Consider the following 13,215-nt stretch of genomic DNA (forward strand, 5'->3'; position numbering starts at 1 on the left):
GGTCTGCGCCACGCGGCGAGTCGCGGGCCGCCGCGCGCCCGGGGGCCGGCCCGCCGGGGGGGGGGGGGCGGCGGGGCGCCCCCCCCGCCCCCCCCGGCGCCTCCGGGCCCGCACCGCCCGTCCTCAGCCGGGTACGGCCGCGTCCCCGGGCCCGCACCGCCCGTCCTCAACCCGGTACGGCCGCGTCCCCGGGCCCGCCGCCGCCGTACAGGGCGTTCATCCGCGCGGCGGCCCCGGCCAGGAGCGCGCGCAGCTCCGGCGGGTCGAGGACCTCGGCCTCGGGCCCGAACCGCAGGAGCTGGCCGTAGGCGACCTCCACCGACTCGACGGGCAGCGACACCGTGACCCGGCCCTGCCCGTCGGGTCCGGTGGCCGACGCCAGCGCCTCGTCCAGGGCCGCCGGGTCGGCGAAGACCCACAACCGCCGGTGACCGAGGGCGCTGAGCCGTACGGTGACCCGCGTCCGCAGCAGCGAGCGGGCGAACTCCGCGGCGCGCTCCTCCCAGAACGCCGCCAGGTCGAAGCCGCGGTCGCGCTCGAAACGCCGGTCGATGTGCGCCTCGACCCCCGAGAAGCGGTCCACCCGGTAGATCACCGACCGCGTCGCCAGGTACCAGACCCCGGCCTTGAGCACCAGCCCGTACGGATCCAGCGTCCGGGACTCGCCCCGGTAGAGGCCGGTGACGGGGTGATCGCCCCACACCGCCCTGGCCAGCGGGGCCAGCGCCTCCGGCGGCGGGCTGTTCCCGGCGAACCAGCCGGGGGCGTCCAGGTGGAAGCGCTGCGAGGCGCTCGCGGGGGCGTCGCGCGCGCCGGGCGACAGCGCGGCCGCCGCCTTCAGCCGCGCCGAGGCCGCCACCTCTCCGAGCCCCATGTCCCGCAGCGCCTGCGGCACCCCGGACAGGAACAGGGCCTCCGCCTCGGCCCGGTCCAGACCCGTCAGGCGGGTGCGGTAGCCCTCCAGCAGGCGGTAGCCGCCGCCCCGGCCGCGGTCGGCGTAGACCGGCACCCCGGCCTCGGCCAGGGCGAGCACGTCACGGTGGACGGTCCGCTCGGAGACCTCCAGCTCGCGGGCGAGCTCCGCGGCGGTCATCCCGCCGCGCGCCTGGAGCAGCAACAGCAATGACATCAGCCTGGCCGCACGCACCCGCCGACCCTAACCCGCCCGCCGTACGGCCTCACCGTCCGGCCCGGCCCCGCCGCACCCCGCGCGCCGCACCCCGTACGGCCCGCCCGTCGCGCGGACCGGGCCCGGCCCGCGGCACGTTGCATGATCACGGTTCCCGCCGGTATTCTTTCGGCATGCGAGACCTCGACACCCTCCAGTGGTGGCGCCGCTGCTAGGCGGCGCGTGTTTCGCATTCGCGAAGTGGACAGACGGCCGCCCGGGAAGGCGGCCTTTTCTGTTTCCGCCTCCTTCCGGGCATCGAGCGACCAAAAGGGACGAGGCTGCAAGTGGAGACCAGCGGATATACCACTGCCGGTGGCATCGGCGTCGAGGTCACGACGTCCGACGTGCCGGAGACCATGCTGGAGGACGTCGTCACCGCCCTCGGCGAGCGCCGCGGCGGCGTGCTCTCCTCGGGCATGGAGTATCCCGGCCGCTACAGCCGGTGGCACCTGGCCTACGCGGACCCCTGCCTGGAGATCGTCGCCCGCGGGCGCAGGATCTCCGCCCGCGCCCTGAACAGCCGCGGCCGGGTCGTGCTCCCCGCGGTCGCCTCGTGCATGCTCGCCGCCGGCAAGCCTACCGGTGAGCCGACCGCCGACCACGTCGAGGTCCACGTCGCCGAGTCCGAGGACATCCTCCCCGAGGAGATGCGCAGCCGCCGCCCCACCGTCTTCACCGCGATCCGCGAGATCATCGCCGCCTTCCAGGGCGACGACGAGCACCTGGGCCTGTACGGCTCCTTCGGCTACGACCTGGCCTTCCAGTTCGAGCCGATCCGGCAGGTCCTCACCCGGGCCGACGACCAGCGCGACCTCGTGCTGCACCTGCCCGACCGGATCATGGTGGTCGACCGCAAGCGGGAGACCAGCAGGGAGTACCTCTACGAGTTCACCGTGGACGGCGTCTCCACCCGCGGCCTGCCCCGCGAGGGGGAGAGCGTCCCGCTGCCCCCCGCCCCCTCCGAGGTCCCCGCCGCCCCCGTCAGGGGCACCTACGCCGAGGTCGTCGCCGCCGCCAAGGAGAAGTTCGTCCGCGGCGACCTGTTCGAGGTCGTCCCCGGCCAGGTCTTCCACGGCGTGTGCACCGACCCGGCCGGCTTCTACCGCACCCTGCGCAGGCGCAACCCGGCGCCGTACGAGTTCCTGTTCAACCTCGGCGACGGCGAGCACCTGGTCGGCGCCTCCCCGGAGATGTACGTCCGCGTCAGCGGCGACCGCGTCGAGACGTGCCCCATCTCCGGCACCATCGCCCGCGGCGGCGACCCCATCGAGGACGCCGAGGCCATCCGCACCCTCCTGAGCAGCGTCAAGGAGGAGTCGGAGCTGACCATGTGCACCGACGTCGACCGCAACGACAAGTCCCGCGTCTGCGTGCCGGGCAGCGTCCAGGTCATCGGCCGGCGCCAGATCGAGATGTACTCCCGCGTGATCCACACCGTCGACCACATCGAGGGCCGCCTGCGCCCGGGGTTCGACGCCCTGGACGCCTTCCTCACCCACATGTGGGCCGTCACCGTCACCGGCGCCCCCAAGACCTGGGCGATGCAGTTCATCGAGGACCACGAGGCGACCACCCGGCGCTGGTACGGCGGAGCCGTCGGCTACATCGGCTTCGACGGCTCGATGAACACCGGCCTGACCCTGCGCACCGCGCAGATCCGCGGCGGCGTCGCCACCGTCCGGGCGGGCGCCACCCTGCTGTTCGACTCCGACCCCGAGGCCGAGGAGCGCGAGACCGAGCTCAAGGCCAGCGCGCTGCTCGAAGCCCTGACCGCGGTCGGCGAGGAGCACGAGCAGGCGCCGGCCCCGCGGGCCCCCAGGACGGGAGAGGGCATGAAGGTGCTGCTCGTGGACCACGAGGACTCCTTCGTCAACACCCTCGCCGACTACTTCCGGCAGCAGGGCGCCGAGGTCGTCACGCTGCGCCACGGTTTCCCCGTCGCCATGATCGACGAGATCGACCCGTCCCTTGTGGTGCTCTCGCCCGGCCCCGGCTGGCCCGTCGACTTCGGCCTGTCGTCGCTCATCGGCGCCCTCTACGAGCGCGACCTGCCGGTGTTCGGCGTCTGCCTCGGGCTGCAGGGCATGGTCGAGCAGGCCGGCGGCACGCTGGAACTGCTGGCCAACCCCGAGCACGGCAAGCGCGGCCAGGTCAGCAGGACCGGCGAGAGCGCCCTCCTCGACGGCCTGCCCGAGGAGTTCGTCGCCGCCCGCTACCATTCGCTGCACGCCAAGCGGCCCGGCCTGGTGGGCTTCACCGCCACCGCCTTCACCCCCGACGGCGCGGTGATGGCGATCGAGGACCCCGAGCGGCGGCGCTTCGCCGTGCAGTTCCACCCCGAGTCGATCCTCACCGCCGAGGGCGGCGCCGGAGCGAAGATCATCGCCAATGTTCTCCGGCTCTGCCGCACCTCCGCGTAGTTCACGCTGAAGGACTCTGTCGCCCGGTCGCCTGGATCATGCGGTGAGCTCCAGGTCGAGCCGGGTGAACCGGCCGTTCCCCGGAGGTCACGCCGAATCGGGCGACGGAGTCGTGAAGGCCGGGGATCCGGCTCGTGCCGCGTGACGGCGCCTCACCCGCGTCGGCCCGGGTCCGTGCCGGGTTCCCCCGCCGACGCGGGCCCGGTCGGGTATGTCTAGGGTGTTCTCGTGGCCGCCCCGCTGAACGCCGAGAAGACCCGCACCGCGCTGCGCACGTCGGCACGCATCTCCCTGGAGACGCTGCTCGTCGTGCTGATGACCGCGGTGGCCCTGTGGATCCTGGGCCAGATGTGGTCCATCGTCTGGCCGCTCGTCATCGCGCTGCTCCTGACCACCCTGACCTGGCCCGTGACCCGCTTCCTGCGCCGGCGCGGCTGGCATCCCACCCTGGCCGCCTCGGTCGTGACCCTGCTCTTCCTCCTGGTCGCCGCAGGCACCGTGGTGCTCATCGTCGTCCCGGTGGCCTCCCAGTCCGGCGAACTGGTCACCGGCGTGGGCGACGGCATCCAGCGCCTGCGCGACTGGGCCTCCGGGCCACCGCTGAACTTCGGCGACAGCCAGGTCAGCGACGTGTTCAACACCGCGGTCACCCGCGTCCAGTCCAGCGTCGGCAGCATCGTCACCGCCACCCTCAGCGGAGTGGGCACCGTGCTGAACGGCCTGGTCACCACCGTTCTTGCGCTCTTCCTGATGTTCTTCTTCCTCAAGGACGGCCCGCGCTTCCTGCCGTGGCTGACCCGCCAGCTCCCCGGCCGTCTCGCCACGGACGTGCCGGCCGTGGCGACGCGCGGCTGGGACACCCTCGGCTCGTTCGTCCTCTCCCAGGCGTTCGTCGGCCTGCTCGACGCCGTCTTCATCGGTATCGGCCTGTGGATCGTGGGCGTGCCGCTGGTCCTTCCCCTGGCCGTCCTGACCTTCGTCGCGGCTTTCGTCCCCATCATCGGAGCCCTGTTCGCCGGTTTCGTCGCGGTCCTCATCGCGCTGGTGTCCAACGGCCTGACGGACGCGCTGATCGTGCTCGCCATCATCGTCGCCGTGCAGCAGCTCGAGGGGAACGTCTTCCAGCCCATGGTGCAGAGCCGTGGCCTGGGCCTGCACGCGGCGGTGATCCTGCTGGCGGTGACGCTGGGCGGCAGCCTGGCGGGCATCGTGGGCAGCCTGCTGGCCGTACCGGTCACCGCCCTGATCGCCGTGGTGTGGAACTACCTGCGCGAGCAGCTCAGCGATCCGCTCCCCGCGCCCCCCGGACCGGACACCCCCGAGCCGAAGACCCCCGGACCGGACACCCCCGGACCGGACACCCCCGAGCCGGAGACCCCCGAGCCGGAGACCCCCGGACCGGACACCGGGGGCGCCCAGCGCGGGCGCCGGGGGCTCCTGGGGAGGCGGCGCTAGGCTTGCCTCTGCCCGCCAACCGCCACCGGAAGGTCTACCGCCCATGGACGACAGTCAGCCGCGTTTCCTCGACGACGTCACCGTCGAGCTGGTCAAGCACAGCGCCTCGGACACCGACGTGCTCTGGGCCGCGCGGGTGTCGACCGCGGGAGAGCAGTCCCTGGAGGAGATCAGCAAGGACCCGGAGCGGTCCAGGGGGCTGATCAACTACCTCATGCGCGACCGGCACGGGAGCCCGTTCGAGCACAACTCCATGACCTTCTTCGTCCGGGCGCCCATCTTCGTCTTCCGCGAGTTCCACCGCCACAGGGTCGGATGGTCGTACAACGAGGAAAGTGGGAGATATCGGGAGCTTTTGCCCGATTTCTACGTTCCGGGCAGGGAACGCAGGCTCGTCCAGGAGGGCCGGCCGGGCAAGTACGTGTTCGTCGAGGGGACCGACGAGCAGCACAAGCTGGTGACCGAGGCGATGGAGGCCTCCTATCGGCGGTCCTACGCCGCCTATCAGGAGATGCTGGAGGCCGGCGTCGCCCGCGAGGTGGCGCGGGCCGTGCTGCCGGTGGGGCTGTTCTCCTCGATGTACGCCACCTGCAACGCCCGGTCCCTGATGCACTTCCTGTCGCTGCGCACCAAGAGCGAGCATGCCAGGGTGCCCTCGTTCCCGCAGCGGGAGATCGAGATGGTGGCCGAGAAGATGGAGGCCGCCTGGGCGTCCCTGATGCCCCTCACGCACGCCGCGTTCGTGACCAACGGCCGCGTCGCCCCCTGACCGGCGTCCTCCCGGCACGGTGTGAGGGTCGAAGGCCGAACCCGGCCCCGAGGGGCCGGGAGCTCACTCCGGGCGGTCCGCCTCGCCGGCGTCCGGCTCGCTGACGCCGAAGGGGAAGGCGTCGAAGTTGACGGCGACATGGGCGGTGTCCGGGGTGTCGGCGGGGCGATCCCGGGCCCGCCTCCGGTAGGCGTCCAGGACGGCGGAGACCTCGCCGACGAGGTCGGCCAGCTCCTGCAGGGTGAGGCGCATCCTCCCGCTGGAGGCGACGGAGGCCTCGGTCCACGGCCGGGGGGTGGTCCGTGACTCCTCCAGCCAGCGGGTGAGATCGGCCTCGCGCTGGCGGACCACCTGGGCGAGCACCATCTCGGCGGCCTGGGCCGTGTCGGGGTCGCGCCGGAAGCGGTCGCCGTCCATGGAGAAGCTGCCCGCGCGCCACCAGCGTTCCTTGCCCCGGCCGCGTCCCGGGACGTCCTCGATGAAGCCGTACTTTTCGAGCTGCCGCAGGTGATAACTCGTCGCGCCGGTGTTCTCCCCGGTCAGGGCGGCGAGCTGGGTCGCGGTCGCCTCGCCGTGTTGCTCCAGCAGCTCCAGCAGGCGCAGCCGGGAGGGATGCGCCAGCCCCTTGAGCGCGGCGGCGTCGATGGAACGGGTCTTGTAATCCGTCATGTGCAGCCATATCTTTGCAAAGAATCGTTTGCAAACTTCTCTTTCCACGATACCGGGAGCGGGCATGACCGGACGACCCTTCCGCTGGCTGATGACCGCCTCCGGCCTGTCGAACGTCGCCGACGGGATCACCGTCGTCGGCGTCTCGCTGATCGCGGTGACGCTGACCCGCTCGCCGGTCCTCGTCTCCCTGGTCAGCGCGGCGGCCACGCTGCCGTGGCTGCTGCTCGCGCTGCACGCGGGCGCCCTGGCCGACCGGCACGACCGCCGCCGGATCATGGTCGCCGCCAACGCGCTGCGGGCCGCCGCGCTGGCCGGGGCGGCGCTGGCCGCCTGGCTGGGACTGCTGAGCCTGCCGGTGCTGCTGGCCGGGGCGCTGCTGGCCGGTGTCGCGGAGGTCCTCGCCGACACCTCCGCGCAGTCGGTGCTGCCGATGGCCGTGCCGCGCGAACGGCTGGGCGAGGCCAACGGCCGGCTCATCGCCGTGCAGACCGTCGGCAACAACTTCCTCGGCGCCCCGGTCGCCGGGGTCCTGGCCGGGATCGGCGCGGCGGTAACGCTCGGGACACCCGCGCTGCTGTACGCGGCGGCGGCCCTGACACTGCTCGGGATGCGCGGGCGGTTCCGCGTCGAGACCCCCTCCACCCGGCCGCTGCGCGCCGACATCGCCGAGGGCCTCCGCTACCTGTGGGGCCACCGGGTGCTGCGGAGCCTGGCCCTCTTCTCGGGCGTGCTCAACTTCGCCAACACCGCCTACTTCGCGGTGTTCGTGCTGTGGGTGGTCGGCGAGGAGTCCCGGGTGGGGCTGACCTCCGCCGGGTACGGCGTGCTCACCGCGGCGCTGGCGGCGGGCGCGGTGGCGGGCTCGCTGGTCGCCGACCGGCTGACGCGCCGGGCCGGTCAGGTCAGGACGCTGATCGCCGGCGACCTGGTCGGCGGGATCCTGCTGTTCATGCCGGTCCTGGTGCCCACCGTGCCCGGTATAGCCGTCACCGCGGTGCTGCTCGGCGTGACGAGCGCCGTCGTCAACGTCGTCATCGTCTCACTGCGGCAGCGGATCGTCCCCGAGGCGATGCTCGGCCGGGTCAACGCCACCGCCCGCCTGATCGGAATGGGGGCCACGCCGCTGGGCGCCGCGGCGGGCGGGTTCCTCGCCGACCGGGCGGGGCTGCCCGCGGTGTTCTGCGCCGCGGCGGCGCTGTGCGTCGTCTCCGTCGCCGTGGTCTCCCGCTCCGTCGCGACCGCCTCGGTCGCCGCGGCCGAGGCGGCCGCCCGTACGGAGGAGGAGGCGCGAACGGCGGAGGCTCGGACGGATGGGATCGGGGCGGACGAGGTCCGCGCGGGGAATACCCGGGCCGCGGGGGACCACGCCCGGACGGGAGAGACGGCCCGGCCGGCGGAGACGGCTCAGGCGGGGGAGACGGACTGAACGGGGGAGACGCCCCGGACGGGGGAGACGGCCTGGACGGGGGAGACGGCTTCGGACCGGACGACGTCCCAATGGATGTCGGTCAGGGGGACACCCCCGCGCCGCAGCCTGCGGACCGCGTCGCCGACCATGGCGGGTGGACCGCAGACGTAGACCTCGTGGCCGGCCCAGGAGGGGAAGCGGTCCAGCACCTCGGTCACGGTGCCCCGGACCCCGTCGTAGCCCGGCTCGCCGGAGACGGCCGGCAGCACCCGCAACCAGGGGAACTCCGACTCCATCCGCACCAGGTCGGGCAGGTCGTACAGCTCCGCCGAGTGGCGCGCGCCGTACAGGAGATGGATGCCGGGCCGCCGCCCGGAGGCGATGACGTGCTCGGCGATCGCCTTCAGCGGGGCGAGCCCGGTGCCTCCCGCGACGCACAGGATGTCGCGGCCGGAGTCCGGCGGGGCCATCGAACCGGACGTGGGGCCGAGCATGAGGGTGTCGCCGACACGGGTGTGCCGGACCAGCGCGCCGGAGACCCAGCCGCCCCGCACCGCGCGGACGTGCAGCCGGATGGCGCCGTCCGGCCGCGGGGCGTTGGCGATGGAGAACGGCCGCCACACGCGCGGCCAGCGGGGGGTCTGCACGCTGACGTGCTGCCCCGGCAGGTACGGCAGGGGCTGGGCGGGCCTCAGGGTGAGGACGGCGATGTCCGGGGTGCGCAGTTCGTGGTCGGTGACCTCGGCCAGCCACCAGGCGGGGGAGACGCCCGCGTCTGCCTCGGCGGCCCCGGTCATGACGCTCGCGGCGAGGTCGTACGCGGCCTCCCACGCCCGCCCGACCTCGGGGGTCCAGACCTCGGCGGCGAAGTGCCGCACGGTGGCCAGCAGCGCGTCGCGGACCGCGGCGTAGTGCTCGGTGAGCACGCCGTACTTGCGGTGGTCGCGGCCCAGGCGGGCGAGGAACGGCGCCATGCCGTCAGGGCTGTCGACGCTCCAGGCGATGCGGGTCAGCGCGCCGAACAGGCGGTCGCGCTGGACGTCCATCGCCGGGGGGAACATTCCCCGCAGATGCGGATTGACGGCGAACAGCCGCCCGTAGAAGTATGCCGCCGCCCGGTCCGCGACGGGCTCGATGACGGCGAAGCTTTCCTTGACGAGACGTGGATTCAACGACATGTGATCGACCCTCACCCCACCGACCGGATCAAAGTCCGATCACGCAGACCACCTCCATGACGGCTCCGGGTGACGAGCGCCCGGTGGCCCCGGCCCGCCGGCTCGCTCAAATTGAAGTCTTGCAGTTTCCGATAGGCGTCACAACCGTTTCTCCGGAATATGGTGTGAAATCTGGTCTTCCGTAATTGAGAGGTCGTCGTGGGTCACAACCTCTCTGCAATCGGACGCACTTAAAATGAGGGATATTCGTGATATTTCGTATTTGATAGTGCGTCCGCTCGCCCGGCCGGTTCGTGAGTCGGTTTCGGGGAATCTCCAGGAGATGGATCGTTCCATCGTCCCCGGACGCGGTCGGCGGGTGGAGCGCTCCATTCCCCCCGGGGGCGCTCCACCGGGTGCGGGGTTTCCCGTGCGGCCCCGTTGAGATCTGATATGTGTGACATAACCGAAATGGCGCGCAGCATGATAGGGATGTTGCCGAAAGACGGGACAGGCGCCGTCCGGGAACAGGGCGCCGCCTCCCGCACGGCCACTGGAGAGCCCATGCCCCGACCTCTGATCGGCATCACCTCCTACCTCGAGGCCGCCCGCTGGGGCGACTGGGTCCGCGAGGCCGTCCTGTCCCCGGCCGCCTACACCCGGGCTGTGGAGCGGGCGGGCGGCGTCCCGGTGCTGCTCCCGCCGCTCACCCCGGCCGTGGCCGCCGAGCACGCGCGCCACCTCTCCGGGGTGCTCCTCACCGGCGGCGGCGAGATCGACCCCACCCTGTACGGCGCGGCCCGCGACAAGCGGCTCGGCGAGCCCCAGCACCGCCGAGACCGCTTCGAGCTGGCCCTGGCCCGCGCCGCCGTCCAGGCCGGCCTGCCGCTGCTGGGCGTCGCCCGGGGCATGCACGTGCTGAACGTCGCCCAGGGCGGCAGCCTGATCCCGTGGCTCCCCGACGCGGTCGACAACCACGAGCTCCACACCGGGGGCGGGCACGTCGTCCAGGTCAGCGCGTCGAGCAGGCTGGGCGAGGCGGTGGGCGACCGCGTCGAGACGACCGCGCCGCACCGGCAGGCGATCCGGCGGATCGGCGCCGGCCTGACCCCCGTGGCCTGGGCCGACGACCAGATCGTCGAGGGTGTCGAGCTGCGGGACCACCCCTTCGGCGTCGGGGTCCAGTGGCACCCCGAGCGCGACGACGGCGACCGGCTCGTCGCGGCGCTGGTCGAGGCCGCCACGCGGTTCGGGACCGGAACCCGGCCCGGGGCCGGAACCGGAGGCGGAGCCGAGACCGGAACCGGAGCCCGTCCCGGGGCGCGGGACCTGCCGGACGCCGCCGCCACACGGCCCGAGGAGGCCCGGCGATGAAGGGGTACGAGGGCTACGAGAAGCTGAAGATCGACTGGGCCGCCGACGGGGTGCTCCGGGTGACGATCAGCGAGCCGCGCAGGCTCAACGCCGTGGACACCGCCGGCCACCGCGAGCTGGCCGGCGTCTGGCTCGACGCCGACCGCGACGACGCCGTGCGCGCGGTGCTCGTCCGGGGCGAGGGCGAGGCGTTCTCGGCCGGCGGCGACCTGGCGATGATCGAGGAGATGACCCGCGACCACGCCACGCGCATGCGGGTCTTCACCGAGGCCCGCGACATCGTCTACAACGTGATCAACTGTTCCAAGCCGGTCGTCTCGGCCGTCCAGGGCCCGGCCGTGGGCGCGGGCCTGGCGGTCGCGCTGCTGGCCGACGTCTCCGTGGCGGGCCGTACGGCGCGCGTCATCGACGGCCACACCCGCCTCGGCGTGGCCGCCGGCGACCACGCCGCCATCGTCTGGCCGCTGCTGTGCGGGCTGGCCAAGGCCAAGTACCACCTGCTGCTGTGCGAGCCGGTCACCGGGGAGCAGGCCGAGGCGATGGGCCTGGTCAGCCTGTGCGTGGACGACGACCAGGTGCACGAGCGGGCACTGGAGGTCGCCGTACGGCTGGCCGCGGGCTCGGCCGAGGCGATCCGGCTGACCAAGTACGCGCTCAACAACTGGCTGCGCCTGGCCGGTCCCTCCTTCGACGCCTCCCTGGCCATGGAGTTCCTCGGCTTCACCGGCCCGGACGTGGCCGAGGGGGTGCGGGCCGTACGGGAGCGTCGCCCGCCGAGGTTCACCTGAGGGCCCGCACGGGCACCCCCGGGAAAGATCCCTCAAGGAGAGCCCGGCGGGCCCGGAGAGCCGTCCCTCGGGCCGCCGAGGGCCGCCCCGCCGGGATCAGCCGACCGGTTCGGCGTCCGCCGAGGGAAGACGCCCGGCGTGCCGCTCACCCAGGGCCGCCAGACCGGGCGCGAAGATGTGCCGGGCCACGGTCCGGGTCACCTTGGCCTCGTCCGCCCCGGCGTCCGTCTCGAAGACCGCCGACCACTCCACGAACGCCCGGCCGGTGTCGGTGACGGGGCTGACCCGGTAGACCGCCCGGTACTCCCGGACCGGCAGGGGACTCTCCAGGATCTCGTAGGCCGCCGAGCGGGAGTCGTCGTCGAGGGTGAGCAGCCGCTCCCGGAAGATCCCTCCCGCGCCCTCGATCCGGCGCACCGTGCCCGGACCGCCCTCGCCCTCCTCGAACACGCAGGAGGAGATCCCGGGCAGCCACTCGGCGAGGTTCCCGAAGTCCCTCAGGTAGGTCCACACCTCGTCCGCGGAGGCGTCGATCACGGTGCTGGCGTAGGCGGGCATCGGCTGCTTCCCCTCGTCGTCCGGTCCGGCGCTCTTCGCCGTCGTCGGGGCCCGGCGCCGGCCGCCGGGTCCGAGGGGAGTCTGCCCCCGGCGGCGGCCCCGCAACCGGGTCAGAAGCTCCTGGGCAGCCCCAGCACCCGGGTGGCCAGATGGTTGAGCAGCATCTCCTCGGCGACCGGGGCGACCTTGCCGACGCGGGCGTCGGCCAGCAGCCGCGCCACCGGGTACTCCAGCGAGTAGGCCATGCCGCCCAGCGTCTGGAACGCCCGATCGGCGGCATCCCACGCGGCCCGCGAGGCGGCCAGCTTGGCGATGCCGGCCTCGGTCCCGCAGGGCAGCCCGGCGTCGAACAGCCAGGCGGCCTTGTGGACCATCAGCCTGGCCAGCTCGATCTCCGCCCTGACCTCGGCGAGGGGGAAGGCGACGGCCTGGTTGGCGCCGATCGGCCGGCCGAAGACCTCCCGCTCCCCGGCGTAGCGCACGGCCACCGACAGGGCGACCTCGGCGGCGCCCAGCCCGCCGGCGGCGAGCAGGATCCGCTCGGGGTTGAGGACGTCCCACAGCACCCGCGACCCCTGGTCCACCTCGCCCACCACATTCGCCGCCGGCACCCGCAGGCCGTCGAGGAAGACCGTGTTGGAGGGGGTGGTGTTGGCGCCCATCTTCGGGATCGGCTGGTAGGACAGCGATCCGGCGGCGACCGCCTCGGGCACGTTCACCAGCAGGACCGTCAGACCGTGGCTGCGCGGCTCCGCCTCGGCGGCCGGGACGGTCCGGGTGACCAGCAGCATCCAGGTCGCACGCTGCACGCCGGTGATCCAGACCTTCCGGCCGTCGACCACGAACTCGTCGCCGTCGCGCCGGGCGGAGGTGGAGATGCCCAGGGAGTCGGATCCGGCGTCGGGCTCGGTGAGGGCGAAGCAGGTCTCCACCTCGCCGGTGGCCAGTTTCGGCAGCAGCTCCTCGCGCTGCCGGGGGCTGCCGTGCCGGGCCAGGGTGAGGGCGCCGAACCCCGGGGTGAGGACGTAGGTGAACGCCGAGCCGCCGGCCGCGCCGGACGCCGACAGGGCCTCGGTGGCCACGGCCAGCTCCAGCAGGCCCTGGCCGCCCCCGCCGTACTCCTCCGGTACGGCCAGGCCGAGCCAGCCGCCCCGGGCCAGGTCGTCCCAGACCTCCTGCGGCCAGCGTTTCTCGGCCTCGCAGCGCTGCCAGTAATCGAGGTCGTAGCGGGCGCAGACGTCTGAGACGCCGCGCCGGACGGCGAGCGCGCTCTCGGGAAGGGTGAAGTCCACGGGCGATCAACTCCATTCCGGTCGCGCGATCTTAGAACGAGGTTCTGTTCCCGATCCAGTGCCACGCGCCCGACGCCCGCGCCCCGCCCGTCTCCCCGGAGCCCGCGCCCGCCGTCCGTCCCCGTCCGGGCCTCCCAGGCTCCGGGTCCGC

At 73.3% G+C, this 13,215-nt stretch carries 11 protein-coding genes; 6 read left to right on the top strand and 5 right to left on the bottom strand.

The genetic code is table 11. From position 1 onward, the window contains the following. Positions 1–166: 166 nt before the first annotated feature. Entirely contained in the window at positions 167–1,147 is a 981-nt protein-coding gene (locus AB0D67_RS36775; protein ID WP_362946351.1) for a WYL domain-containing protein, read from the bottom strand. Positions 1,148–1,455: 308 nt separating this feature from the next. On the opposite strand from AB0D67_RS36775, the gene AB0D67_RS36780 reads away from it, so the two are divergent. The 3 genes from AB0D67_RS36780 (at position 1,456) to thyX (ending at position 5,815) form a co-directional block, all read left to right on the top strand. Then, the gene (locus AB0D67_RS36780) at positions 1,456–3,591 is read left to right on the top strand and encodes an anthranilate synthase component I (protein WP_362946353.1); all 2,136 of its coding nucleotides are present in this window, start codon (positions 1,456–1,458) and stop codon (positions 3,589–3,591) included. 228 nt (positions 3,592–3,819) lie between these two features. After that, positions 3,820–5,046, top strand: a complete 1,227-nt coding sequence (locus AB0D67_RS36785; protein WP_362946355.1) for an AI-2E family transporter — start codon at positions 3,820–3,822, stop codon at positions 5,044–5,046. Between the two features lie 43 nt (positions 5,047–5,089). Then, the gene (thyX, locus tag AB0D67_RS36790) at positions 5,090–5,815 is read left to right on the top strand and encodes an FAD-dependent thymidylate synthase (protein WP_362946358.1); all 726 of its coding nucleotides are present in this window, start codon (positions 5,090–5,092) and stop codon (positions 5,813–5,815) included. Positions 5,816–5,878: 63 nt separating this feature from the next. Here the strand turns inward: thyX and AB0D67_RS36795 are convergent, their stop codons facing one another. Further along, entirely contained in the window at positions 5,879–6,484 is a 606-nt protein-coding gene (locus AB0D67_RS36795) for a winged helix-turn-helix domain-containing protein (RefSeq protein ID WP_362946360.1), read from the bottom strand. 64 nt (positions 6,485–6,548) lie between these two features. On the opposite strand from AB0D67_RS36795, the gene AB0D67_RS36800 reads away from it, so the two are divergent. Continuing rightward, a complete protein-coding gene (locus AB0D67_RS36800; RefSeq protein ID WP_362946363.1) occupies positions 6,549–7,913 on the top strand; it encodes an MFS transporter in 1,365 nt (454 codons plus the stop codon). On the opposite strand, the gene AB0D67_RS36805 is transcribed toward AB0D67_RS36800, so the two are convergent. Next, the gene (locus AB0D67_RS36805) at positions 7,892–9,073 is read right to left on the bottom strand and encodes a globin domain-containing protein (RefSeq protein WP_362946365.1); all 1,182 of its coding nucleotides are present in this window, start codon (positions 9,071–9,073) and stop codon (positions 7,892–7,894) included. The genes AB0D67_RS36800 and AB0D67_RS36805 overlap by 22 nt on opposite strands. A 543-nt stretch (positions 9,074–9,616) precedes the next feature. Between AB0D67_RS36805 and AB0D67_RS36810 the strand changes: the two genes are divergently transcribed. Both AB0D67_RS36810 and AB0D67_RS36815 read left to right on the top strand, forming a co-directional pair. Beyond that, positions 9,617–10,426: a type 1 glutamine amidotransferase gene (locus AB0D67_RS36810; RefSeq protein ID WP_362946367.1), complete on the top strand. Its 810-nt coding sequence runs from the start codon at positions 9,617–9,619 to the stop codon at positions 10,424–10,426. Beyond that, positions 10,423–11,214, top strand: coding sequence for an enoyl-CoA hydratase/isomerase family protein (locus AB0D67_RS36815; protein ID WP_362946370.1), 792 nt, complete (start codon positions 10,423–10,425; stop codon positions 11,212–11,214). The genes AB0D67_RS36810 and AB0D67_RS36815 overlap by 4 nt, the downstream gene beginning before the upstream one ends. Before the next feature lie 96 nt (positions 11,215–11,310). Here the strand turns inward: AB0D67_RS36815 and AB0D67_RS36820 are convergent, their stop codons facing one another. Together AB0D67_RS36820 and AB0D67_RS36825 are read right to left on the bottom strand one after the other, a co-directional pair. Next, complete coding sequence (locus AB0D67_RS36820) at positions 11,311–11,772, bottom strand: SRPBCC family protein (RefSeq protein WP_362946372.1); 462 nt, start codon at positions 11,770–11,772, stop codon at positions 11,311–11,313. A 110-nt stretch (positions 11,773–11,882) separates the two neighbouring features. Next, positions 11,883–13,064, bottom strand: a complete 1,182-nt coding sequence (locus tag AB0D67_RS36825) for an acyl-CoA dehydrogenase family protein (RefSeq protein ID WP_362946375.1) — start codon at positions 13,062–13,064, stop codon at positions 11,883–11,885. Positions 13,065–13,215: the final 151 nt, after the last annotated feature.

It is taken from the genome of Streptosporangium sp. NPDC048047, from assembly GCF_040653115.1.
Classification (GTDB): domain Bacteria; phylum Actinomycetota; class Actinomycetes; order Streptosporangiales; family Streptosporangiaceae; genus Streptosporangium.